The sequence below is a fragment of the Dermabacter hominis NBRC 106157 genome, assembly GCF_001570785.1.
GTDB lineage: Bacteria > Actinomycetota > Actinomycetes > Actinomycetales > Dermabacteraceae > Dermabacter > Dermabacter hominis.
In genome coordinates this window covers 249117-272479 of the sequence record NZ_BCSI01000003.1, presented here as the reverse complement: position 1 = coordinate 272479, position 23363 = coordinate 249117, and the positions used below count along the sequence as shown (strand labels likewise).

The window sequence follows — 23363 nt, the reverse complement described above, 5'->3', positions numbered from 1 at the left end:
GTCACGCTTACCCGGCGACATATCCACCGGCCGCTCAACAGAATCACCACGACCACGACCAGGCTTCGGATCACGCCGCACCGTAATGGTGATGCTGTCGTCTTCGCCGTCCCCAGTGAAGACGTCGCCGGTTCCATCGTCGGCTAGCGCTAAAGGGGCTAAACACAATTGTCCGCACAGGATAAACGCACCAAGGGGTAACCGGCTCTTAGTCCTGAACATCGTTGGCGTCCTTCCAAGCCACTCCTTCAACTCGCCAGCCCTTTGACCCGTATTTAAGGTGAAAGCCTGCGGCGTACTGAGTTTCCGGGTAGTCCTTCATTGGGCTGCCGCTTTTAAATTTTTGGGTCTCGCCAGTGGAGTAAACGTATTGCACTTTCTTCACGTCACCGTCGTTGCCGGAGACCCAAACATCTTCCGAGTTGAGTGTCACGGGAGCGAGGTAAATTCCACTGGTACGCCATGATTGAACTTCTGAGACAACCCGGTTACACGCACCGCATTGGTCGAGGTTGACGACGCTTAGAAATGGTTCTAGATCCCCAGTGGCATAGGCGTAATACATGGCATCGAAGAAGTACTTAGCCGTCTCCTGGGCTCCCTGATCGGTCTCGTACTTTATGCCCGTGTAGTCCTTGAAATCGGGAGCCTCCAACGCGGCATTCTCAGGCGGAAGATTCGCCGTTCGAGAGGACGATTCCCCACCGCCATCGCTCGCACCGCCACCGTCCGAGCCGCCAGCATCGCTACTAGGCGAAGAAGCCGATGACTGCGCGGCAGGCGTCGGACCGTCAGCAGGTTCACCCCCACCGCAGCCGGCCAATCCAGCCGCCACCAACGCAACAACGCCCAAAACACCACACGCCCGCGCTCGCCCGCTCACCATGCACTCCCCCGATCCGGTTCACTACCGCCCCACTCCCCCGAGCGAGGCCCATGTCACATAGCCAACCAGAACGCTACAGCCCGCGCAACAGGTGTCGCGCGGGCTGTGGACAAGCGGAGCGTGTGCTCTTACTGGGCGAGCGAGCGAAGCACGTACTGGAGGATGCCCCCGGCACGGAAGTAGTCGGCCTCGCCCGGGGTGTCGATGCGCACGATCGCCTCGAACTCGATGGGCTCTGCACCATCGCGTGTTGCGCGTACGGAGACGGTTTTCGGGGTGACGCCTTCGTTGAGAGCGCTCGCGCCAGAAATGGAGAAGGTTTCTTCGCCCGTGAGGCCGAGGCTTTCAGCCGATTCACCAGCGGGGTACTGCAGCGGCAGTACGCCCATGCCAATCAGGTTTGAGCGGTGAATACGCTCGTAGCTCTCGGCGATGACCGCGCGGACGCCCAGCAGCTTCGTGCCCTTGGCTGCCCAGTCGCGAGAAGAGCCCGTGCCGTACTCCTTGCCGGCGAGAACGACGAGCGGGATTCCCGCTTCGGCGTAGTCCTGGGCAGCATCGTAAATGAAGCTCTGCTCACCCGTGAGGAAGTTCCTCGTGTACCCACCTTCGACGCCGTCAAGAAGAAGGTTCTTGAGACGGATGTTCGCGAAGGTGCCACGGATCATGACCTCGTGGTTGCCGCGGCGCGAGCCGTAGGAGTTGAAATCCTTGCGGTCCACGCCGTGCTCGCGCAGGTACCGTCCGGCAGGCGAGTCGGCCTTGATGGCTCCCGCGGGCGAGATGTGGTCGGTCGTAGTCGAGTCGCCGACCTTCACGAGTACGCGAGCACCGTCGATGTCACGAATGGCATCAAGCTCCATGCTCATCCCCTCGAAGTACGGGGGCTTGCGCACGTAGGTCGAGTCTTCGCTCCACTCGAACGTGTCACCGTCGGGAGTGTCGAGGCCGCGCCAGCGTTCGTCACCGGCGAAGACATCGGAATAGTCGTTTTCGAACATCTCCTGCGTGATGTTCTCGGCAATCGTCCGCTCGACCTCGGTGGGGCTCGGCCAGATGTCTCGCAAAAAGACCTCGTTGCCGTCGGCATCGCGCCCGAGCGGGTCGGTGTCGAAGTCGAAGTCCATGGTGCCCGCGAGGGCATAGGCGATGACGAGGGGCGGCGAGGCCAGGTAGTTCATCTTGACGTCCGGGTTGATACGCCCCTCGAAGTTGCGGTTGCCCGACAGCACAGCGGTCACGGCAAGATCACCCTCGGCAATGGCTTCGGAGATCTCGGGGGCGAGGGGGCCGGAGTTGCCGATGCAGGTCGTGCAGCCGTACCCGACGAGGTGGAAGCCGAGTTTCTCAAGGAGCGGCCATAGGCCGGCTTTCTCGTAGTAGTCGGTGACGACTTTCGAGCCTGGCGCCATGGAGGTTTTCACCCAGGGCTTTACTTCGAGGCCGCGCTCAGTCGCGTTCTTCGCCAGCAGCCCTGCGGCCATCATGACCGATGGGTTCGAGGTGTTAGTGCACGACGTGATCGAGGCGATCGAGACGATGCCGTGGTCGATGGTGTAATCGGTTCCCTTGACCGCTGTGGGGTTCGAGGTGTTCTCGGCATAGGCCGGCAGGGATTTCGCGAAGCTTTCTTTCGCTTCGGTGAGCACGATGCGGTCTTGCGGGCGCTTGGGTCCGGCGATCGAGGGGACGACGGTTGCAAGGTCAAGCTCGAGGTACTCGGAGTACTCCGCTTCCCGCTTCGGGTCATGCCAAAGCCCCTGACGTTTTGCGTAGGCCTCGACGAGGGCGACGTGTTCGTCGTCGCGACCCGTGAGGCGTAGATAGTCCAGGGTCACGTCGTCGATCGGGAAAATGGCGGCGGTCGAACCAAACTCGGGGCTCATGTTCCCGATCGTGGCGCGGTTGGCGAGGGGAACCTGTGCGACACCTTCGCCGTAGAACTCCACGAACTTGCCGACGACACCGTGCGCGCGCAGCATTTCGGTGATGGTGAGAACCACGTCGGTAGCGGTGGCCGCGGGCGGAATCTCTCCCGTGAGCTTGAAGCCGACGACTCGCGGGATAAGCATCGAGACGGGTTGGCCGAGCATCGCTGCTTCTGCTTCGATGCCACCAACACCCCAGCCGAGAACGCCGAGCCCGTTGACCATGGTCGTGTGGGAGTCAGTACCCACGCACGAATCGGGATAGGCGCGCAAGGCGCCGTCGACCTCGCGGGTCATAACGGTGCGGGCGAGGTACTCGATGTTGACCTGGTGGACGATGCCCGTGCCCGGCGGGACAACCTTGAAGTCATCGAAGGCGCCCTGACCCCAACGAAGGAACTGGTAGCGTTCGCGGTTGCGCTCGAACTCGAGGTCCATATTGAGCTCGAGTGCATCGACGCGGCCGGCGACGTCGATCATGACGGAGTGGTCGATCACCATTTCCGCGGGGGCGAGCGGATTGATTTTCGAGGGGTCTCCGCCAAGCTCACTCATGGCTTCGCGCATTGTTGCCAGGTCGACGATGCACGGCACGCCGGTGAAGTCTTGCATGATGACGCGCGCCGGCGTGAATTGGATTTCTTCGCTCGGTTCAGCGTTCGGGTCCCAGCCGGCGAGGGCCTGGACGTGCGCCGCAGTGATGTTTTCGCCGTCCTCGGTGCGCAGGAGGTTTTCGAGCAGCACTTTCAAACTGTAAGGAAGCCGACGGTAGCCTTCGACGGCATCGAGGGCATAAATCTCGTATTCGCGCGCATTGACGGTCAGGGATGTCTTGGCACCGAATGAATTCACCGTGCTCATGGGGTCTCCAATCGATAGTGGGGTCGATCGTTATCAGAATTATCGCGCGGCTCGTTCGAGCTTCACGACGCATTCCATGTGGTGGGTGTGGGGGTAGAGGTCGAAGACCTGGAAGTCAGTGATGGCCCACCCTTCGTGCTCGGCAACGCGCAGGTCACGGGCGAGGGTCGAGGGCTCGCACGACACGTACACCATGCGCGTTCGCGTGAGCTCGGCGAGGCGTGCCATCGCGGCTTCGCCGACGCCTGCGCGCGGTGGATCCATGACAACGCGGTCAGCACCCTCGGTGGAGCGAGCGAGGAAGTCGCGAACGTCAGCACTCACGGTCCTGGCCTGGGGGTATGCGGCAAGGTTGGAAGCGGCGTCAGCGCTCGCTCGCTCCGCGCCTTCGACGCTCACGAGTTCGCCTTCGGCTCCAACCGCGCGGGCGGCAGGGACGGAGAAGAGGCCCGCCCCGGCGTATAGATCCCAGACGCACTCGCCTTCGCGTGCGTCGAGGGCCTGTCCGACGGCGCCTGTGAGGAGGCGGGGAGCATCGACGTGCACCTGCCAGAAACCACCGGCATAGAGCGTGAAAATGTCGTCGCCGACTATTTCGCGAACGGTGTCGTCGCCGCGAAGCGTGGTCGTGGCCTTGCGGGTGGTGAGCAGAACACTCGCCTTGTCGCAGCCTGCGGGGAGGTTAAGCTCCTCGAGACTCAACTCTTTTTCGGCGCGCACAATGATCGCGGGGCTGCTTCCGCTCGGGGCTGCGACATCGACTGCCACGACCCCGCTCGGGGCTTTCCATACCCCGATTCCGAGGCCCTGGATAACGGGGTGGGCAAGAGGATTGGAGCCTACTTCGTGAATGTCGTGGGAGCGCCATCCGCGCATGCCCACCTTGCCGTTGTCGACGGCAAACCGAACGCGGGAGCGCCAGCCGAGGCCCGTGTGGTCGTCGCGCGCGGGTTCGATCTGAATGTCTTCGATCGGGTAGCTGGTGATTCGCGCGCGAGTCATTAGTTCCTGCAGAACTTCGGTTTTGATGCGCCGCTGGGCTTCGATACGGATGTGGGCGTAGTCGGCCCCACCGATCCCTTCGTAACCGGATTCAGGCCATGCGCTCGGTACTCGGTCAGGGCCGGCCTCGATCACGTCGATTGTTTCGGCACGCCAGAAGCGCGCACTCGAACTCGACTCGGGAAGGAGCTCAGCGACGACGGTTTCTCCGGGGCAAGCGCCGCGAACGAAAACGACGCGGCCGTCGTGCCGGGCGACGAACGTTCCGCCATGCGCGGGCTTACCGACCGTCACCGTGATGAGCCGCCCCTCCCCTGCGAGCTCCTGGACTTCTTCGGGACGCTCAGACGCAGGACGGGTCATGGGGTGCACTCCTTGACGACAGTGGTCGGGATGGTCACGATCTATGCGCTGTGCTCGGGATCGTTGAGATCCCAGGGGACCGGGCAAATGGACACGCGCTCGTACTTATCGAGCCGCGTTGTCACTCGCCTGAGCACGTGATTGTGCATGATCGACTCCCACCAGTGTCCCACGAGATATTCCGGAATGTAGACAACGACAGCGTCGCGCGGATAGGTGCGTGTAAAAGATCGCACGTAATCGTCGAGGGGCGCGAGCAGATCACGATAGGGCGAGTTAATGACGCGAAGCGGGATGGGAATTTCGCGCCGGAGCCATTCAGAGCTGAGCTTGTCGATCGCCGAGTCGTTGGTTCTCACCGCGACAGCCTGGAGACTCAGGTGCGGCGAGCTCATCGCCTTCTTAATGGCATGAATCGCTGGCCTGTTGAGCTGCGTGAGGAGCACGATTCCGCGCGTGGGGTCCTTGCCATCGAGGGGTGCGGGTGCAGCGATAGGCCAGCGGCCGCAGTCGTCGTTCTTTTCGAGAGCGAGGCGCGAGGAGATCCGTGAGTAGTACCCACTCACAATTGTCATCACGCCCCACATGAGGGCTACGGCGCTGAGCGTGACCCAGGCTCCGAGGAGGAAGTTTGCGGTCGCGACGGTAAGCAGCACCGCGGTGAGGCACACGGCAGCGACGATGCTCACGACGCGTTTACGACCGTAGCGTTGGCGTTCCTTGAGCCGCACCGCGAGGCGGTATTTCTTCGTGTAGTGACGGAACATGCCGAATTGGCCGATCGTGAAGGTGGTAAACACACCCACGACGTACATGTGAATCAGCAGCGTGATGTTGGCTCCGGTCGCGAGAACGACAACGCCCGCGAGTGCTGCGAGAAGCAAAATGCCGTTGGAGTACACGAGCCTGTCGCCCCGTGCGGCAAAAACGCGAGGGACATACCCGGTGCGCGCGAGAGCAGCCGTCAGAACGGGGAGGCCCGTGAACGCAGTGTTCGCAGCGATGCAGAGCACGAGGGTTGCCATCGCGAGCATTGCAATGGCCATGATCGACCCTGGCCCGAAGATCGCTTCGGCGATCTGCCCGAGGACCGGGATCGCTTCACTCACGCGAGCCCCGCCGGCTTGGCGAGGAGAAAGGGACACCCCGGTGGCACTGGCAAGGATCATCACCCCGACGAAAAGTGTCGCCGTGAGCGCACCGGAGATGACGAGAGTGATCCGCGCGTTGCGAGCCTTCGGTGGTTGAAAGACGGGCACGGTGTTGGTGATGGCTTTGATCCCTGACACGACGGGCAGACCGCTGGAGAAGGCTCGTGCGAGAACCAGGATTCCCCCGAGTGCGGTGAGGGCAGCTGGCGCCCCCTCCCCCGGCTCTGGGATGCTCCCGGCCTGCGGCGACATGCCGAGAGTTCCACGCATCGCTTCAATTCCGCCCCACATGAGCGTCGCAGCTATGAGGCCGATGAAGCCGTACACGGGCAGACTCACGAAGCGCGCTGACTCCCGCGCTCCTCGGAGGTTCACGAGGGCGAGGAGCGCAACGATCACGATCGCAATGCCGGTTTGGAAAGGGGCGAGGGCGCTCATGGCACCGCCGATGTACGCGCCGGCCTGCGAGGTGGCGACAGCGACCGTGAGCACATAGTCGGTCACGAGTGCGGCGCCAGCGAGACGCCCCGCGTGGGGTCCAAGGGTTGTGCGAGCAACAACAAAGTCGCTGCCACCGCCCGGGAACTCCTCGATCACATTGAGGTGGGCCGTCACCACGATGGCCATAACGGCAACAACGGCGAGAGCTACCCACGGGCTTAGCGCGAGAAGGCCGACGCCTGACAAGCCGAGCGTGAGGATGATCTCGTCTGGTGCGTACGCGAGTGCGCTGACGGTATCGGCGGCGAAGGAGGGGATTGCAAAGCGTTTGGGAAGGCGCTGGCGCGCAAGGCGATCGGAACTGAACGGACGCCCGATGACGATGCGTTTGACAGAAGCAAAGGGGCCAAGCACACGATTAATCTACTCCGCGCCCACGTCAGACGCACATCCGCACCGCTTGCACACATCCCTTCTCCGGTGTGCGCGCTAGGCTGGGCGATGCACGGGCACTACCCGTCACACTCTAGACATCCGCATCTGCGCGAGGATCACTCAATGCATATCGTCATCATGGGCTGCGGCCGTGTCGGCGCCACGCTCGCCACGAAGCTCCAGGCAATTGGGCACTCGGTAGCGATCATTGACCGCAACGACAAGGCCTTCCGTATGCTCCCCGATGATTTCACGGGCCTAAAGGTCCACGGAATTGGTTTCGATCGCCGCTCCCTCGAACGCGCGCGATGCGACGAAGCGGTCGCGTTCGCCGCCGTTGCGGGCGGGGACAACTCGAACATTATCGCGGCACGTGCAGCGAGACAGCTGTACGGGATCCGCAACGTTGTCGCTCGCATCTACGACCCCAAACGCGCCGAGGTCTACGAACGTCTCGGCATCGCGACGGTGCCCACGGCCCGCTGGACGACGAACCAGATGCTCACGCGACTCATCCCCGGGCAGTCAGCTCGCGAATTTCAAGACATCTCCGGCAACGTGTCGATTCTTGCGTGCGACTTCCACTCGAGTTGGGTAGGAACGACCCTCGCAGACCTCGAGGAACTGACCGCTTCGCGCGTCGCGTTCGTCACCCGATACGGCGAGGGAACCCTGCCCGCTCGCGACTACCGCATCCAGGAAGAGGACATCGTTCACCTCGCACTCGAAACGACCCGCGAGGGTGAAGTCACCGCGCTTCTCACCCACCGATTCGAGGAGGAAGCCGAATGAAAATCGTCATCGTAGGCGCAGGAAGCGTCGGTCGGAGTATCGCGCGCGAGCTCATCGATAAAGGCCGCACCGTTACCCTGGTCGACCTTGAAGAGGCACGGCCCGGCCTCGAGGACGTCTCGTGGGTACAGGGCGATGCCGCTGAGCTCGATGTCCTCGAGCGTGCGCAGCTCGCCGAGGCGGACGTCGTCGTTGCAGCGACGGGCGATGACAAGGTCAACCTCGTCGTCTCGCTTCTCGCCAAGACAGAGTTCGGAGTTCCCCGCACCGTCGGTCGCGTCAACCACCCTCGCAACGAGTGGATGTTCGACGACGCCTGGGGCGTGGACGTTGCGGTCTCGACCCCACGCATCATGACGTCCCTCGTTGAGGAGGCCGTGAGCGTTGGCACCGTTGTCACTATGTTTTCGTTCGCAAAGTCCGAGACGGACATGGTCGAAATTACGGTCCCGGAGACCTCCCCGATCGTCGGCAAGGACATCGGCGACGTTGCGTGGCCATCAAGCGCGACGCTCGTGGGCGTCGTACGCGAGGGGCATCCGCGCCCCCCGGCGCAGTCCGAAGCCCTTGAGCCGCGCGATGAACTCCTCTTCCTCGCACACCGCTCGTGCCTGACCGCGCTCCAGCACACGGTCGTCCCCCGCGGTCTTGAAGAAACCACCGCGGCGCTTCCGGTCGTTCGCGACGCGGATGAGGACGACGACTAGACGCCGCGCGAATGAGCCACGAGCCCGACGCTCGCAGGCTTCACGCGCTCGGCGCAGAAGGGTGTGAGGCGCGGGAGGCGTCGGATTCCATTCGCCCCACGAGCGCTCGGTGCTGCAGAAAAACCGCGTAGGTCACGAGGACAAACGCGGGTATTCCCATGAGCAGTTTGGCTACGCCGAGCGCGTCCGTCGCCCCCGCGAAATACAGCGGGGCCTGCACCGCGACCTTGAGCACGAAAAGTCCTGCAAAAAGGAGCGTGGAAGAGGTGTAGGTGTGCATGCCCGCTTTTGACGATCGCCACTGGGCCACGCGCGGGTCAACGATCGCTGCGACATAGCCCACGGCGGGATGTCTCACGAGCACAGAGAGCAGAAGTCCGATGGCGTACACGGCGTTCGTGACAAGGCCCGGCACATAAAAGCCGCTTCCGTTGCCGCTTTTAATGGCGATGAACGCCCCAAGAGCCACCCCAATTGCACCGCTTATCGCCGGCGTGACCTGGCTTTTCGTGACAATCCGCCAGATGAGGGCAATAGCCACAACGGCAAGCGAGGCGGCGCTTCCGATGACGACGTTGCGAGTGAGCAAGAACAGGATGACGAAAAGGAGAGTCGGCACGACCGACTCGACTAGCCCGCGCACACCGCCGATCGCGTCCACGACGCTGTATTCCTTGGAGGAAAAACTCGCCTTGAGGCCGGTTGCGGGTGGCTCGGGAGCAGAAGAAGGAGAGGTCACTGGCCGTCGTCCTTTACACCGTGGATTGCGTAGCGCGGGTTGTACATGAGGCGTTTGCGGCCGCGAAGACCCACAAACCCCTCGACTTCGAGACGTGTCCCAGGCTCGATGCCTGCGATTGATTGCCGCCCGAGCCAGACGAGTGCGAGCCTTCCCGTGCCGTCGTGTAGCTCGACGTCGAGCTTCGGGTCGCGGCCGGCCGGCTGCACGACGATCGAGCTCACCGTGCCGAGGCAGCGGGCGCGGCGACGCGAGGTGATCGAACCAATCTCATCGCGATCCGCGAGGCCGTCATCCTCATCATCGGTGACCGACGATGAGACGTTCAGGATTTCCTTCGCCTTCGCAAAGACGCTCACGCGCTACCTCACTTCGGCGATTGTGGGCCCCTGACCGAGCGGGTCGGTTTCATCCGGGAGCGCAGTCGCAGCACCTTCCCCAGGAATCGTCAACTCGAGTACCTCGCGGGGTGCCTTCGCCATCGAACCGCGAACGACGACGATTGAGCGAATGATGTCCTCGATCTCTTCGCGGATCGGTCCCGCCTGCAGTGCGGCACCGGAAATGACAGCGCGCAAGAACCAGCGGGGACCATCGATACCCACGAAACGCATGGGTCGGTGCGCGCGCGAGTTCGATCCCTTGACGGCGATCGGGATACGAGCGTAAAGCTCGGTGCCGAACGCCCCCTCGCGCGTTTCAGTTGTCCCGCCTTGCGACGCGATCGATTCGCGCAAGGACTTCCGGATCTCATCCCACAGCCCTTCGCTTTTGGGAGCCGCGAACGCATTGACCTGGACCTGGGAATCCCCGTAGGTCAGGGTGAGGCCCGTGACAGCCCTCGAGCGTTGCTCGACCTCAACGGCGATGCTCATACCCTCGCGTGCGGGGATTTGCAGCGATCCGAAATCGAGTCGCTCGTCGTCGGGCGCGTCCGCGATGTCGTAAGGTCCCTTCACCTCTTCTGGTTCAGGGGCGCTTTCCTCTGAAGCCTGCACGTTTTCAGCGGGCGCAGCCTTCCTCTTTGAGCGTCCAAAAAGTCCCATGACTATGCCTCGTTTCCTGTGCTGACAGCGGTCGAAGAAAAGCCGCCGCTCGAGCCAAAACCTGCTTCGCCTCGCTCTGCTTCGTCGAGAGAATCCACGTCCACGATGCGCGGACGCAGAATCGGGACGATCACGAGTTGCGCGATGCGATCACCGCGGGAAATGCGAAGAGTGTCGCTCCGGTCCGTGTTGAGAAGGGCAACCTTGAGTTCGCCACGGTAGCCCTCATCCACGATCCCGGGACCATTCACAATTGTGATGCCATGCTTTGCGGCGAGCCCCGAACGGGGGCACACAAGTCCGACGGTAGCCGACGGAAGCGCGATCCTCACTCCCGTGGGAATGAGAGCGCGTTCACCGGGGGCGAGCTCGTAGTCAATGGCACTCGCGAGATCAAGTCCCGCATCGTCGGCGTGCGCTCGTGTGAGCGAGAGTTCTGGAGCGTCGCACACGGTCTGAAGTTCGACCGCCGACGCCGTGGATGCCGTGGCGTTTTCACTCATGTCTCAAGCCTATCCCCGCGCGGGTCCTTCTCGCTGATTCCTGGGTGCGTGGTGCGGCACGTATAGAGACGAACCCAAGGCGCGACGCGTGTACGCCTCGAGGCATGTGAGACGATGGCAGCCATGACCTCCCTGTTTCATGAGCGCCTCCATCCCGGCCCATTTGTCGTGTGCATCGCGATTATCTTCGGTGTTTTGCTAGGGGCGATTCTTACTCCATTGAGCGAGATCGTCGGTATTGCCACCGCCATCACCCTCGGGGCTTTCTTTCCGGCGCTTCTCGTCGCCTCCTCGCCCGTGGTGGAGGTTCGCGAGGACGTGGTTGCCGCAGGTCCCGCGCGCATCGAGGTGGATGTTCTCGGTGAACCGCGCATCCTGAACAAAGCGGATTTCGAAAAAATTCTGGGACCGGACATTCGCCCTCTTGATTTTCGAGTTGTACGCGGATGGATTTCGACCGGCGTGGAAGTACCGGTTATCGACCCCGACGACCCGACACCCGCACTCGTGTTATCGCTACGACGCCCCGAAGATTTTGCCTTGGCTCTCAAAGCCGCGCAGAAAAAACGGGCGCACGAGGATTCTTCCTCGCACACCCGCTAAAGGTTCGCAGGGTTTTAGTCGCCCGAGCATTCTTTACAAATGATGAGCTTGCCCTCGACGTGATCGATCTGGCTGCGGTGCTTCACAAGGAAGCACGAGCCACACGTGAATTCGTCAACCTGACGAGGCAGCACGGTTACCGAGAGTTCCTCGTTGGAAAGGTCGGCACCGGGAAGTTCGAACCCCTCGGCAGCTTCGGCTTCGTCTTCGTCAACGGCAGGCGAGGCGTTATCGTTCCGGCGCCCCTTGAGTTCCTCAATCGAGTCCTCGCTCGAGTCGTCGTCCTTCTTGAATGGGGCGTCGTAATCGGTGGCCATGATTCTCTTTCACGGGGGTCTGGGGCGCTGGGGGTTTTGCGCCAAATGCGGAGTTGAGCAACGGCGGGAATTCTCCCAGGTTGGCTCTCACTTTTCAAGCTGTCCGAAGAAGATACCAGAGTTCCGCTCCTCGCGCCTCTATCGCCGCGATCGCTCTGACCTCGACGTGTCAGCAGTATTTTTCGAGGCCGGCCCTTTAGTATTGGCAGCACGCGAGACCTCGACAGAGAAAGAAGGCCGTTTAATGCGCGAGCTCACACTCGGCGGATTGCACGAGAACTCCGATCACCTCATTCTGCTCGATGCTGAGGGCGAGCGGTACACGGTGCGCATTGATGAGGCTTTGCGCGCGGCGGTGCGCCGCGATGCCTCGTCCGTTGGCCTCATTCAGCAGTCCCATTCGTCCGCGCTGCGACCGAAAGACATCCAAGCCATGCTCAGGGGTGGCTCGACCGTCGAGTCGATCGCCGAGCTTGCGGACATGGATGTTGAGCATGTGAAGCGCTACGAGGGGCCCGTGCGAGCAGAACGCGATCACACGGCCCGTCGCGCTCAAGAATTCCGCACGTCCAAAGGCGGAACAGAAAAACTCATCGATGTTGTTGAGCCTCGCCTCCGTGCGCGAGGGGTTGAAGACGACATCGACTGGGACGCGTGGCGCCGAAGCGACGGTACATGGACTCTCCAGCTCACCTTCGTCGCGGGAGGTCGCTCGCGCATCGCAACGTGGCAGGCCGATCTTCCGAACCGTGTCGTGACCGCCGAAGACAACGAGGCCCGCTGGCTTTCGGATTCTGAAGTGTCCCACGAGGCTCCCTCCGCGCGCCCCCGCTTCAAGGCGCAGCGCGCACACGTGTTCAACGTCGAAGAGGGCGAATCACCTCGTTCGGCGCAGTCTCCTGCGGCGGCCACTCCCATTTCGGAGCGTGAGCTCGATGAGCTCAATGCCCGCCGCGGTACGCCACCGATCGATCACGGCCAGCAGGCACCCGTGTCACAGCCCGAGTCGCAGCTCGAGCACTCGACCGACGCCGCAGAAACCTCACCGTGGCAGAGCCTCGAGGAATACACGCCAGAAGAACCAGCCGATTCGACTCCGTCGGCCAGCGAGGAACCCGAACCTGTGAGTGAGGAACGCCCCGCTCCCGTGCGTATTGTGCCGATTACCGCGCGGCACCATGACCGCAAGGTTCAGGCTGATTCTTTCGACACCGAGGAAGTCTCCTATGTCGAGGCTCCCGAGGACCTGAGCGAAGCTCCTGACCCCGCGCACGACCCCTCGGCCTCCGAAGAGGACCATCACGAAGGCGAGATTCACGAGAGCGAAGAGCCGGCCGAAGAATCCGCAGAAACCGCACCGGCCGCCGATGGCGCCGAAGAGTCAGCCGAAGAAGGCGAGGACGAGGACTCTCAGCTCACACCGCTTCCGGGCTTTGACGATGAGCCAAAGAAGCCAGCGAAGAAGCCCAAGCGCCAGCGCGCTTCGATTCCGTCATGGGATGACATCGTCTTCGGGCACAGGGACTGACACTTCCACCTCAAGACGCCACTCACACCTCGATTTGAAGGAACGGCACGAAAAGTTCGGCTTCGCTCAGCGAGCCGTGCACGCCGCGCTGCTCGAGAGAGGCCGCTGACACGAAGCCGGTGTGAGTGAATTGGTGGTGTCCCCGCGCAAAGATGAGGGCATCTCCGAGGCGTTCGTGCACCACCCGCGAATCGGCGAAACCCGGGTCGCCGAGCAGACCGCTCGAAAGCATCTGTTCGGCGTCGAGAACGAGGCCCCGCTCCCCGACCCAGTCGCGAAGATCGGCGAGGGGCGGGCACCCGTCGGAACTGTTGAACCGAAGCATGAGTGCGCGCCCCTCCCCCGCGACGCCCGTGCACCGCGAAAGCGGAGCGGGCGCCTGGGCGAGATCGGCAATGTGGTCAAAGTTGGCGGGGACCATGCCGTGATCAGCGGTGATACTCACCCGGGTCCGTGGAGGAAGCGCACGCATGACCGTGCTGAGGAACCTATCCGTATCCTCGAGGGCGTCGAGCCACGCGGTTGAGCCTGGTCCGTAGCGATGTCCAGCCTTGTCGATTTCAGGAACGTGAAGATAGCACGCACCGTTATCGCCCGCGTGAGCGAGTGCCTTTCGCAGGGCACCGATCCGGCCTCCGGGTGAGGAGTAGCCGAAGAAGTCCCAGTGTTCGGCGGGCTGGAGCATTCCCGTAAGGAAGCTCGTGCGGTAGCGTGCGGGCCCCACGTGCGCGACCCGCCGCTGCTGGCGCTGCTCGGAAATATCCACGCGAATCCACTCGCGCGGCCCAAGGTCCTTAGCACCCGTAAGATTGTTGACTCGGGAGCCGCTCGCCGTAAGCCCTTCATAGCCGAGGATGCCGTGACTGAGCGGCGCGAGCCCCGTGAAGAGTGAGGCGAGCACGCTCGTCGTGGTCGCGGGCGCGATGGTCGTCTCTCGTTCGATCTCCCTCGCGTGGGCACGGAAAAACCGAGCGTGTGCTCTCGCACGCTCGAGCGCCTCAAAGCCTAGGCCGTCGACGAGGATCAAGAGGTCGCGCCCTGAACCGTCCTCGAGCGCGTCACGCCACTTTCGCACGAGGCGGGGCGTGCCCTCGCGCCAATCGACGGGGGCGGTCATTGCGTAGCGTCGTAGAGAGAATCGAAAAACGCGAGTGCGTCGGCGATGGCCTGCTCGCCGTCGGCGAGTGCGCTCACCCTCAGCACGAGGTCGGCCTCGCGACTCTCACCCGTGTAGCCGTGATCGGCGCTGCATTGGGGGTCATCGCACCATGCGGGCTGGACATCGAGCCTGCGGTTCGCGCCCCAACTGAGACCGAGCGTCACTTCTGCTTCGCGCGGTGCGATCGCGGTTCCGTCAGTGTCGTACGCCTGGGCAAGCGCGAGATTGCCCACGCGAGCGAGTTTCACGCGCTCGGTCGACACAATCACCTGGGTGGGATTGAGTGCATCCGCGCTCTCATCGTCGAGATGCACAATGAGCAAATGGTCCTCGGTGAGCGCGAGGATCGTGAGGTGACGGCGCACTTCCGGCCCGTCGAATGTGGTCTCGGGCCTCACGAGGTAGCTGCGGATCCGGGCATCGCGCACCGCACGCTCAAGAGCGGCGCGGGCCGTGTCGGGGAAGTATCCGGCAAGCTCAAGTTCCGTGAGGAGTGTCGGTGGAAGGCTCATGGTTCCAGTGTAGTGAGGTCAGGCGTGCTCAGGCGGCGTGGTCCGACGGTTGCCTCGCATCCGCCGATCTCTATCCCACGGGCATTCACTCGCACTGGGCTCAGGGTGAGCGACGTGAGGTCATCAAGCTCGAGGAATGCAGAGGCGAGAGTATCGATGGCGCTCACGAGAAGCGCGCGGCCATGCGAACCACGTGGAGCGGCGGCATCAAGCACGCTCACCGCAACAAGTTCCTCGAGCATGGCCTCCGCTGTGCCGCTGTGAAGCGGCAAGCGCGCATAGGACGCATCGCCAAAGACCTCGTAGGCGATTCCGGTGAGTGCGAGAGAGAGGATCGGTCCGAGAGCTTCATCCCGGTCGAGCCGAATACGAAGCTCACACTCGTGCTCGCGAGCCCTGCGCACGTCGTTATACGGGAGGTCGAGAGCACTGAGGAGGGCTCGTGGAAATTGGGACGACGCAAGGGCCGTGCGCGCGGCATCGAGCTGAGCGGCGGTCAGCGTTCGAGGGACGTGCGCAGAGGGGCGCCTTTGTGCACGCGTGTGCGCAGCCCGCAGCGACGTAGCCAGAGCCTCGCTTGCACGGGATGCAGTGGCGAATACCGGCGGCAGGTTCGGGTTTTCGCGAAGCGCGGACCTGAGCACGCGAACGCGGGGCTCATCGCTCACGACGACCATGAGAACCTGGACGGCGGAGCCGGAGGCGAGGGTCGCGAGGGCCTCGGCGAGATGTACGAGATCCACGCGCTGAGTGTCAAGAATCGCGGCGATGACGCAGTCCACTCCCCCGGGCGCGGCCATCGCCGTGAAGGCGCGCGAAACGAACCGGTCGTCGCCGACGATCGGCACGCGAAAGTTCTCACTTCGCACGTCGAGTCCAGCCTCGTGCGCGGCGGCGCGCAAGGTCGCACCGAGCGCACTCGAATTCGAGAGAAGGCCCACGCGAGTGCCGTGCGCACGCCCCTCTCGGGATAGCAGGGCAAGGGTATCGAGGAGGTGGTCGACACTCTGGGTGCGCAAGGCTCCGGCACGGTCGAGGACCTGATTAATCGCGTCATCGGGAAGCGTCGAGGACTGACGCGCGGTATCGGCGGGCCCTCGCTCAGGTTCGTTCGGCGGGCGCACGATGAGCACGGGCACGCGCGCCGAAAGGGCCTCAATGTGGGAAATGAGCCGCGCGGGGTCGCCGAGGGACTCGAGCGAGAGTGCGACGAGCTCGATGTCCTCATCCTCGCGCCAGCGTTCAAGAGCGTCCGTCAGGGATAGGTCTGCGCGATTTCCCGCGGAAAGAAATTCCTTCACCCGCAAGCCCCGCGAATCAGCCCCCGCGAGAATCATCGCGCTGAGCGCCGTTGACTGCCCCGCCATCGCGATCGTTCCACGTTCCGAGGTGCGCGGAGACAAAGATACGTTGAGGGGGTTCTCCCCCGTTCTAAAGAAGCCAAGGGACGAGGGACCCAGAATGCGGATTCCGTGCTTTCGAGCAGCGTGCACGAGCGCTTCTTGCGCGGCAAAGCCTTCATCGCCCGCGTCGGCAAAACCTGCGCTCACCACGACCGCTGCCTTCACGCCGCGCTCCGCGAGATCATCTATGGCCGAGATGCAACGGTCGGGCCGGAGGGCGAGGACAGCAAGGTCAACGGGGCCTGGCACATCGGCGATGCTTCCAAAACTTTTCAACCCGTTGATCTCGTAAGCCTCGGGATTCACGGGGAAAATCGTGCCGTTGAAACCGCTTGCGATAAGCCCGCGAATGATCTGCGCCCCAACTTGGTCGCGCCGTCGACTCGCCCCAACGACCATGATCGACGTCGCGTCAAACAACAGCGACATGGATGCGGCCTCGGCACGACGTACGCGATCGCAGCGCGCCTCATCGGTGGCAGCCGTCGGAACCGCGCTCCATGAAAGGGCCACGGCCCCTTCTTCCGCCTCGCCACGCTCGAGAGCGAAACCCAAACGCTCGAGGACGCGGAACATCGCGTCGTTGTCTGCGAGGACATCTGCGGTGAAGGTCTCGATCCCGACCGAACGTGCGAGTTCGGTGATGCGCTCAAGAAGTACTGTGCCAATTCCCTGCCCCTGGAGGTGGTCGGCCACGACGCACGCGAAGTCCGCAACCGTGGGAGCGGTCCGGGTAAAACGCGCGACGCCGACGATCTGTTCCCCCCGGAACGCACCGAGGGCGATGCGATCGCGTCCGTCGACGCGCGTGAGCCGCTTGAGCTCATCGCGGCTAAGCGACTGCTTCGACGTGAAAAACCGCTGATACCGCGTTCGCTGGGATAAAACGCCGTAAAAGGCCTCGAGTGCACGGGCATCCGCGGGCGTGAGAGGCCGAACGAGGATGCCCATGCCGTTTGCCGCGCATTCGTAGGAGGACCACCACTCGGGGTAGAGCCCACCGTGTGCGCGCCCTTTCGCGCTTCGCCTTCCTCGTGCCATGTGACAATTCTACGTTTGCCGCCTGCGCCGTATGTGGGATTGACGCTGGCACAATGGTTTGCATGGCCTCACGTACATCCACGCCCGCCCCGGAGCCGATCAAGGAAAACATCGTCGACATCGACGTCACGAGCGAGATGGAGACGTCTTTCCTTGAGTACGCGTATTCGGTGATCTACTCCCGCGCGCTCCCCGACGCCCGCGACGGCCTCAAGCCTGTTCAGCGCAGGATTCTCTACACGATGGACAACATGGGCCTTCGCCCCGATAAGGGGCACGTGAAGAGCCAGCGTGTGGTCGGCGATGTGATGGGTAAGCTCCACCCGCACGGTGACTCCGCAATCTACGACGCACTCGTGAGGCTCGCGCAAGACTTCAACATGCGCCTGCCCCTCGTGGATGGCCACGGCAACTTTGGCTCGCTCGACAACGGCCCCGCGGCCGCCCGCTACACCGAGGCGCGCATGGCTAAGGCCGCGCTCCTGATGACGGCCTCGCTCGACGAGGACGTCGTCACCATGGTGCCGAACTACGACAACCAGCTTCTCCAGCCGGAAGTCCTGCCCGCCCAATACCCGAACCTCCTCGTCAACGGCGCCGCGGGCATCGCGGTGGGCATGGCCACCAACATGGCGCCCCACAACCTCGTCGAGGTCATCGCGGCTGCGCGTCACCTCCTCGACAATCCAGAGGCCTCGCTCGAGGACCTTATGCGCTTCGTTCCCGGCCCCGATCTTCCAAGCGGTGGCCGCATCGTAGGGCTCGACGGTATCCGTGACGCCTACGAGACCGGCCGCGGAACTTTCAAGATGCGCGCGACCACCAAAGTCGAGAATGTCACGAGCCGCAAGAAGGCAATCGTCGTGACCGAACTGCCCTACCAGATCGGTCCGGAGAAAATCGCCGAAAAGCTCCGCGATGCAGTGCAGGCCAAGAAGGTCCAGGGCATTAGCGACTATCAGGACCTCTCCGACCGCAAGAACGGAATGCGGCTCGTGCTCACCCTCAAGAGCGGCTTCAATCCCGAGGCAGTCCTCCAGCAGCTGTACAAGCACACCCCCATGGAGGATTCCTTCGGCATTAACAATGTCGCGCTCGTGAACGGGCAACCCCGCACGCTCGGCCTCAAATCGCTCTTGCGCGTCTTCCTCGATCACCGCATCGACGTCGTGCGTCGCCGCACAGAGTTCCGTCTCGGCAAACGGCGCGATCGTCTCCACCTCGTCGAGGGCCTCCTCATTGCGATCGTCGACATCGACGAGGTCATTCAGATCATTCGCTCTTCGGACACGGTCGAGAGTGCGCGCGAGCGCCTCATGGCCGTCTTCGACCTTTCGAGTGCACAGGCCGAATACATTCTCGAACTGCGTCTTCGCCGACTCACAAAGTTCTCGCGGCTCGAGCTCGAGTCAGAACGCGACGAACTCGAACGCGAGATCGCAGAGCTGCTGGAAATTCTCTCCGAGGAGGCTGCGCTCCACCGCGTTGTGAGCGCAGAGCTTCAGGCCGTCGCCGAAGAGCATGGAACGCCGCGCCGAACGATCCTCCTCGAGGCCGATGCCGCAAAGGCCAAAGCCACGCCCGCGAGCCTCGAGATCGAAGACGCGCCGTGCGATGTCCTCCTGTCCGGAACGGGACTCGTTGCGAGGGTCCCGCGCGTCGACGCCGTGAATGCCGATGCGCACACGCGCTCGCAACACGATGTCATCCGTGCACGCGTGAGCACAACGACACGCTCCGTGATTGGCGCCGTCACCGACCTCGGTCGTCTCCTCCACGTCGATGTCGTCGACCTTCCCGCGCTCGCACCTGCGGCCGGCTCCTCGTCGATCGCGGGCGGCACACGCTTGACCGACCTCCTCTCGCTCGAGAAAGATGAAACGGTCGTGGGCCTCGTGCGGCTCGACCTTCCCGAGGGGGAAACCGACAAAGGCGGCATCGCGCTCGGTACCGCGAACGGCGTCGTCAAGCGCGTCAACAGAGACTTCCCGAAGTCGGACGGTTTCGACATCGTGACACTCAAGGGTGACGACCGTGTCGTGGGCGTCGTCGACATGCGCGACGATGCCGACATGGATCTCGCCTTTATCACCGCTCACGCTCACCTCCTCCACTTCCCCGCCTCGGGCGTGCGTCCCCAGGGACGCAGCGGCTCGGGCGTCGCCGGCATCAAGCTCGGCGAAGGCGACGCGGTTATCGGATTCGGCGCCTTCGATGTCACGAAACCCGGCGAAGTCGTGACCATCGCGGGCTCCTCGAGCGCACTCGACGGAGTCCAATCAGGCTCGCTCAAGGTTTCCGCCGCCTCGGAATACCCGGCGAAGGGACGAGCGACAGGTGGCGTTCGCTGCCATCGCTTCCTGCGCGGCGAAGACGTGCTGATCTCCGCGTGGATCGTTAATTCGCCCGCACTCGCATGTTCGGATGCCGGCGCGCCCATCGACCTTCCTTCGCCGATCGCCAGGCGAGACGGATCCGGCTCGCCCCTCACGCTCCCGATCGCCTCGGTGGGCTCTCTGTCATGACGCCACTGAATATTCCCGACGGCGTGACGCTCAGCGAGCGCGATGGCGCCACCGTGCTGAGCGCTCGCACTCACGCATGTGCCCTTGACCTCTCGCTGTCCGGCGGCCACGTGACGAGCTGGATCCCGAACGGTCATGACGAGACCCTGTGGCTCTCGCCCCTTGCGGCGTTCACCCCCGGGCATCACATCCGCGGCGGCGTCCCAATCGTAGGCCCGTGGTTCGGTCGTGGAAACTCGGGCACCGAAGAGCCACAACACGGATGGTTCCGGCGTGCCCAGTGGAAGCTTGCAGGCGTTGAGGTCACCCCCGGCGGCACCATCGACGTCTCCCTCGACCTCGCTGAGATCCGCGACTATCCCGGCTTCGAGGTAGAAGCGGCCAGGATGCACGTCCGTGCGGGCGCGACACTCGAGCTCAGCTTGGACGTCACCGCGGGCGGCACACCCCTCGACCTTGAGGCGGCGTTCCACACGTATTTCCTCGTGAGCGACGTGCGCGAGACAACCGTCGGAGGCCTCGAGAACGTTCCCTACACCGATGCTGCCCGCTCTCGCACCGCGGGCCTAGGCCCCTCGGTCCTCCGCTTCGCCGCCCCCACCGACCTGGTCTTCGAAGCAGCACCGCCGCTCGTGTTGACCGACCCGGGCGCCGCGCGGCGGATCGTCATCGACCAGCATGGTGCAAGCCGTACGGTCGTATGGACGCCGTGGCAGGCGGACGTCGCCGCCACCGCCGACATTCCCGACAGCGAATGGACGCGATTCGTGTGCGTCGAAACTGCGGTGAGCGAAGGCGGAACTGTGCATCTCGCCCCAGGAACGACGCACACTCTCACGGCGCGCTATACCCTCGAGCACAGCTGAGCCCTAGGCGTCGATCCTCTCGACGTCGAGTTCTTCCGCGCCTTCGACGATGAACTGCTTGCGAGGGGCGACCTCGGAGCCCATGAGGAGCTCGAACACGCGATCAGCCGATTCGGCATCCTGAATCGTCACGCGACGAAGCAGGCGCTGCGACGGGTCCATGGTCGTGTCCGCGAGCTGGTCAGCATCCATTTCACCAAGGCCCTTGTAGCGCTGAATAGGCTCCTTGTACCGCTTCTTCGAGCGCTCGAGCTTCTTGAGAAGCTGGTGCAGTTCCTTCTCGGAGTACGTGTACACGTACTCGTTCTTTTTCGAACCGCCGTGAATAATTTCGACGCGGTGCAGAGGGGGCACTGCCGCGTAGATACGGCCTTGCTCGATGAGCGGGCGCATGTAGCGGTGGAAAAGCGTGAGTAGGAGCGTACGGATGTGGGCGCCGTCGACGTCAGCATCGGTCATCATGACGATTTTGCCGTAGCGCGCCTGCTCAATATCGAATGTGCGCCCGGAGCCTGCCCCAATCACCTGGATGATGTTGGCGCATTCGGCGTTCTTGAGCATGTCCGTAATCGAGGCTTTTTGCACGTTGAGGATCTTGCCGCGGATCGGCAGGAGCGCCTGAAATTCCGAGTCGCGTGCGCTTTTCGCGGTGCCGAGTGCCGAGTCGCCCTCGACGATGAACAGCTCGGAGCGGTCGATCCCGGTGTGGCGGCAGTCGGCGAGCTTCGTGGGCATGGTCGAGGATTCGAGCGCGTTCTTGCGGCGCGAAACTTCCTTGTGCATGCGTGCAGCCACGCGCGCCCGCATCTCGCTCACGACCTTGTCCACAACGAGCGCCGCCTGCTCTTTTTCGCCCTTCTTGGTCGATGCGAGGAATGCGCCGAGTTCACGCTCGACAACTTTCGCGACGATCTGACGCGCGGCGGGGGTCCCGAGGACTTCTTTCGTTTGGCCCTCGAACTGTGGTTCATCGATACGGACGGTGACCACCGCGGCGAGGCCCGCGAGGGTGTCGTCCTTTTCGATCTTTTCTTTCTTCGCGTTGAATTTCACGCGGCGCGATTGCGCATCGACGGCCTTACGGACGACCTTGACGAGCGCCTGCTCAAAGCCGGTGACGTGGGTTCCGCCCTTGGGCGTTGCGACAATGTTGACGAAACTGCGAACGGTCGTGTCGTAATCCGCGCCCCACCGCAAAGCGATATCAACTTCGCACGTACGACTCACGTCCTTGGAGACCATGTGGCCGCTCTTATCGAGAACCGGCACGGTTTCCGTGTAGTCGCCCGATCCGGTCAGCCGAATCACGTCGGTGATTTTCTGGTCCTTCGCGAGATAGTCGACGAATTCGGAGATACCGCCCGCGTAGTGGAAAACGGTGCGCTCGCTCTGTTCGGGGGTGCGCTCTTCGCGCCTATCGAGAAGAACGATTGTGAGCCCTGGAACGAGGAACGCCGTTTGGCGGGCACGACGCTGAATCTCGTCGAGAACGACGTGGGCTCCTTTGATAAAGATCTGCGAGTCGACCCAGTAGCGCACGCGCGTGCCAGTGACGCCTCGCTTGACCTTGCCGATCTCGCGCAATTCACCTGCGCCTGTGAACTTCGTAAACGGCGAGGCAGGATCGGGCGCGCCCTGATCGTCAAAAGTGCCCGCGATGCCTCGCTGGAAACTCATGGCGTAGGTTTTGCCGCCTCGGTCAACCTCGACGTCCATGCGAGAACTCAGCGCGTTGACGACCGATGCACCGACGCCGTGGAGGCCGCCCGAATTCGAGTATGAACCGCCGCCGAACTTCCCACCCGCGTGCAGCTTGGTGTAAACGACTTCGACGCCCGTGAGCCCCGTGCGCGGCTCCTTGTCGATCGGGACGCCTCGCGCTTTGTCCTGAACTTCGATCGAGCCGTCGGGGTGGAGGATGATCGTGATCTCGTCGCCAAAACCGCCGAGGGCCTCGTCAACCGCGTTATCAAGAATCTCCCACAGGCAGTGCATGAGGCCGCGCGAATCTGTCGAGCCGATGTACATACCTGGGCGTTTGCGTACGGCTTCGAGGCCTTCGAGGACCTGAAGGTTCGCTGCATCGTAGGCTGCCGTCTGGGAGTTTGTCTTTCGTGCCACGCTCCGATCTTAGGCGGGAACGCGCCTGTTTCGGTGGATTTTTAGGTCCGACGGTTGCCCCGCGTTAGGCGTACCACAGGCGATTGCGCTGCGAGCGAACCGGGATCGTTACTGCTCGCTTCGGGGGCGCGTCAAGGCGAGAATGGGGGCATGGAAACGATGCTTGAAGAACGCACTTTGACCGCGCACGATCGCTGCGATCGCTGCGGCGCGCAGGCTTACGTGAAGTTCGAACTTGAGGTGGGCGGCGAGCTTCTGTTTTGCGCCCACCACGCGCGCGCAAACGCCGAGGCGCTCGAGGGAATCGCCACTCGCGTTGTCGACGAAACCGAGCGCTTGAGCGCCGAATAGGGCGCAGTTACTGCGGGAAGCCCAAAAGCTCTTAGAAAAGAACAGTGGCCGCACCACACGGTGCGGCCACTGTTCTTCTCTTG

The 23363-nt window shown here is 63.1% G+C and carries 20 protein-coding genes; 7 read left to right on the top strand and 13 right to left on the bottom strand.

The features are described from left to right. Positions 1-208 precede the first annotated feature (208 nt). The 4 genes from DEHOM01_RS05370 to DEHOM01_RS05355 form a co-directional block, all read right to left on the bottom strand. On the bottom strand, positions 209-655 hold the full coding sequence (locus tag DEHOM01_RS05370) for a DUF6318 family protein (RefSeq protein WP_061211828.1): 447 nt from the start codon (positions 653-655) through the stop codon (positions 209-211). 359 nt (positions 656-1014) lie between these two features. Further along, a complete protein-coding gene (gene acnA, locus DEHOM01_RS05365) occupies positions 1015-3675 on the bottom strand; it encodes an aconitate hydratase AcnA (RefSeq protein ID WP_061211827.1) in 2661 nt (886 codons plus the stop codon). A gap of 39 nt (positions 3676-3714) precedes the next feature. Continuing rightward, complete coding sequence (locus DEHOM01_RS05360; RefSeq protein WP_061211826.1) at positions 3715-5040, bottom strand: class I SAM-dependent RNA methyltransferase; 1326 nt, start codon at positions 5038-5040, stop codon at positions 3715-3717. A 41-nt stretch (positions 5041-5081) separates the two neighbouring features. After that, complete coding sequence (locus DEHOM01_RS05355; RefSeq protein WP_061211825.1) at positions 5082-7046, bottom strand: APC family permease; 1965 nt, start codon at positions 7044-7046, stop codon at positions 5082-5084. A 144-nt stretch (positions 7047-7190) separates the two neighbouring features. On the opposite strand from DEHOM01_RS05355, the gene DEHOM01_RS05350 reads away from it, so the two are divergent. Both DEHOM01_RS05350 and DEHOM01_RS05345 read left to right on the top strand, forming a co-directional pair. Then, positions 7191-7859 (top strand): potassium channel family protein, encoded by a 669-nt coding sequence (locus DEHOM01_RS05350; RefSeq protein ID WP_016664660.1) that lies wholly within the window; start codon positions 7191-7193, stop codon positions 7857-7859. Then, complete coding sequence (locus DEHOM01_RS05345) at positions 7856-8566, top strand: potassium channel family protein (protein ID WP_061211824.1); 711 nt, start codon at positions 7856-7858, stop codon at positions 8564-8566. Before DEHOM01_RS05350 ends, DEHOM01_RS05345 begins: the two co-directional genes overlap by 4 nt. Before the next feature lie 40 nt (positions 8567-8606). Here the strand turns inward: DEHOM01_RS05345 and DEHOM01_RS05340 are convergent, their stop codons facing one another. The 4 genes from DEHOM01_RS05340 to dut are packed head-to-tail and all read right to left on the bottom strand — an operon-like array spanning position 8607 to position 10854. Then, positions 8607-9305 carry a DUF3159 domain-containing protein gene (locus tag DEHOM01_RS05340; RefSeq protein ID WP_061211823.1) on the bottom strand — a complete coding sequence of 233 codons (699 nt, stop codon included), beginning with the start codon at positions 9303-9305 and terminating at the stop codon, positions 8607-8609. After that, on the bottom strand, positions 9302-9664 hold the full coding sequence (locus DEHOM01_RS05335; protein WP_061211822.1) for an OB-fold nucleic acid binding domain-containing protein: 363 nt from the start codon (positions 9662-9664) through the stop codon (positions 9302-9304). Before DEHOM01_RS05335 ends, DEHOM01_RS05340 begins: the two co-directional genes overlap by 4 nt. 3 nt (positions 9665-9667) lie before the next feature. Beyond that, positions 9668-10351, bottom strand: coding sequence for a DUF3710 domain-containing protein (locus DEHOM01_RS05330; RefSeq protein WP_061211821.1), 684 nt, complete (start codon positions 10349-10351; stop codon positions 9668-9670). Between the two features lie 2 nt (positions 10352-10353). Next, positions 10354-10854, bottom strand: a complete 501-nt coding sequence (gene dut / locus DEHOM01_RS05325) for a dUTP diphosphatase (RefSeq protein ID WP_034373341.1) — start codon at positions 10852-10854, stop codon at positions 10354-10356. A 123-nt stretch (positions 10855-10977) separates the two neighbouring features. Between dut and DEHOM01_RS05320 the strand changes: the two genes are divergently transcribed. Next, positions 10978-11457: a DUF3093 domain-containing protein gene (locus DEHOM01_RS05320; RefSeq protein ID WP_051120659.1), complete on the top strand. Its 480-nt coding sequence runs from the start codon at positions 10978-10980 to the stop codon at positions 11455-11457. 14 nt (positions 11458-11471) lie between these two features. Here DEHOM01_RS05320 and DEHOM01_RS05315 read toward each other — a convergent pair whose 3' ends face one another. Further along, positions 11472-11774, bottom strand: a complete 303-nt coding sequence (locus DEHOM01_RS05315) for a DUF4193 domain-containing protein (protein ID WP_016664667.1) — start codon at positions 11772-11774, stop codon at positions 11472-11474. 244 nt (positions 11775-12018) lie between these two features. Here DEHOM01_RS05315 and sepH point away from each other — a divergent pair, with 244 nt between their 5' ends. Further along, positions 12019-13302, top strand: coding sequence for a septation protein SepH (sepH, locus tag DEHOM01_RS05310; protein ID WP_061211820.1), 1284 nt, complete (start codon positions 12019-12021; stop codon positions 13300-13302). A 22-nt stretch (positions 13303-13324) separates the two neighbouring features. On the opposite strand, the gene DEHOM01_RS05305 is transcribed toward sepH, so the two are convergent. From DEHOM01_RS05305 to DEHOM01_RS05295, 3 genes are read right to left on the bottom strand one after another with little or no spacing between them, the layout of a single operon-like run. Continuing rightward, complete coding sequence (locus DEHOM01_RS05305; protein ID WP_061211819.1) at positions 13325-14419, bottom strand: alkaline phosphatase family protein; 1095 nt, start codon at positions 14417-14419, stop codon at positions 13325-13327. Further along, the gene (locus DEHOM01_RS05300; protein WP_061211818.1) at positions 14416-14973 is read right to left on the bottom strand and encodes a DUF5998 family protein; all 558 of its coding nucleotides are present in this window, start codon (positions 14971-14973) and stop codon (positions 14416-14418) included. Before DEHOM01_RS05300 ends, DEHOM01_RS05305 begins: the two co-directional genes overlap by 4 nt. Continuing rightward, a complete protein-coding gene (locus tag DEHOM01_RS05295; protein WP_061211817.1) occupies positions 14970-17417 on the bottom strand; it encodes a GNAT family N-acetyltransferase in 2448 nt (815 codons plus the stop codon). Before DEHOM01_RS05295 ends, DEHOM01_RS05300 begins: the two co-directional genes overlap by 4 nt. 62 nt (positions 17418-17479) lie before the next feature. Here DEHOM01_RS05295 and DEHOM01_RS05290 point away from each other — a divergent pair, with 62 nt between their 5' ends. After that, positions 17480-19942 carry a DNA gyrase/topoisomerase IV subunit A gene (locus DEHOM01_RS05290; RefSeq protein WP_061211816.1) on the top strand — a complete coding sequence of 821 codons (2463 nt, stop codon included), beginning with the start codon at positions 17480-17482 and terminating at the stop codon, positions 19940-19942. Continuing rightward, positions 19939-20808, top strand: coding sequence for a D-hexose-6-phosphate mutarotase (locus DEHOM01_RS05285; RefSeq protein WP_061211815.1), 870 nt, complete (start codon positions 19939-19941; stop codon positions 20806-20808). The genes DEHOM01_RS05290 and DEHOM01_RS05285 overlap by 4 nt, the downstream gene beginning before the upstream one ends. A gap of 3 nt (positions 20809-20811) precedes the next feature. Here the strand turns inward: DEHOM01_RS05285 and DEHOM01_RS05280 are convergent, their stop codons facing one another. Next, positions 20812-22929: a DNA gyrase/topoisomerase IV subunit B gene (locus DEHOM01_RS05280; protein WP_061211814.1), complete on the bottom strand. Its 2118-nt coding sequence runs from the start codon at positions 22927-22929 to the stop codon at positions 20812-20814. Positions 22930-23079: 150 nt separating this feature from the next. Between DEHOM01_RS05280 and DEHOM01_RS05275 the strand changes: the two genes are divergently transcribed. Beyond that, entirely contained in the window at positions 23080-23280 is a 201-nt protein-coding gene (locus DEHOM01_RS05275) for a DUF7455 domain-containing protein (protein WP_016664675.1), read from the top strand. Positions 23281-23363: the final 83 nt, after the last annotated feature.

Excerpts from the sequence above, each read along its gene's own strand:
- acnA (WP_061211827.1), bottom strand. The coding sequence starts at position 3,675 with ATGAGCACGGTGAATTCATTCGGTGCCAAGACATCCCTGACCGTCAAT.
- DEHOM01_RS05345 (WP_061211824.1), top strand. The coding sequence starts at position 7,856 with ATGAAAATCGTCATCGTAGGCGCAGGAAGCGTCGGTCGGAGTATCGCG.
- DEHOM01_RS05295 (WP_061211817.1), bottom strand. The coding sequence starts at position 17,417 with ATGGCACGAGGAAGGCGAAGCGCGAAAGGGCGCGCACACGGTGGGCTC.
- dut (WP_034373341.1), bottom strand. The coding sequence starts at position 10,854 with ATGAGTGAAAACGCCACGGCATCCACGGCGTCGGCGGTCGAACTTCAG.
- DEHOM01_RS05305 (WP_061211819.1), bottom strand. The coding sequence starts at position 14,419 with ATGACCGCCCCCGTCGATTGGCGCGAGGGCACGCCCCGCCTCGTGCGA.
- DEHOM01_RS05285 (WP_061211815.1), top strand. The coding sequence starts at position 19,939 with ATGACGCCACTGAATATTCCCGACGGCGTGACGCTCAGCGAGCGCGAT.
- sepH (WP_061211820.1), top strand. The coding sequence starts at position 12,019 with ATGCGCGAGCTCACACTCGGCGGATTGCACGAGAACTCCGATCACCTC.
- DEHOM01_RS05275 (WP_016664675.1), top strand. The coding sequence starts at position 23,080 with ATGGAAACGATGCTTGAAGAACGCACTTTGACCGCGCACGATCGCTGC.
- DEHOM01_RS05330 (WP_061211821.1), bottom strand. The coding sequence starts at position 10,351 with ATGGGACTTTTTGGACGCTCAAAGAGGAAGGCTGCGCCCGCTGAAAAC.
- DEHOM01_RS05315 (WP_016664667.1), bottom strand. The coding sequence starts at position 11,774 with ATGGCCACCGATTACGACGCCCCATTCAAGAAGGACGACGACTCGAGC.
- DEHOM01_RS05290 (WP_061211816.1), top strand. The coding sequence starts at position 17,480 with ATGGCCTCACGTACATCCACGCCCGCCCCGGAGCCGATCAAGGAAAAC.
- DEHOM01_RS05320 (WP_051120659.1), top strand. The coding sequence starts at position 10,978 with ATGACCTCCCTGTTTCATGAGCGCCTCCATCCCGGCCCATTTGTCGTG.
- DEHOM01_RS05300 (WP_061211818.1), bottom strand. The coding sequence starts at position 14,973 with ATGAGCCTTCCACCGACACTCCTCACGGAACTTGAGCTTGCCGGATAC.
- DEHOM01_RS05360 (WP_061211826.1), bottom strand. The coding sequence starts at position 5,040 with ATGACCCGTCCTGCGTCTGAGCGTCCCGAAGAAGTCCAGGAGCTCGCA.
- DEHOM01_RS05350 (WP_016664660.1), top strand. The coding sequence starts at position 7,191 with ATGCATATCGTCATCATGGGCTGCGGCCGTGTCGGCGCCACGCTCGCC.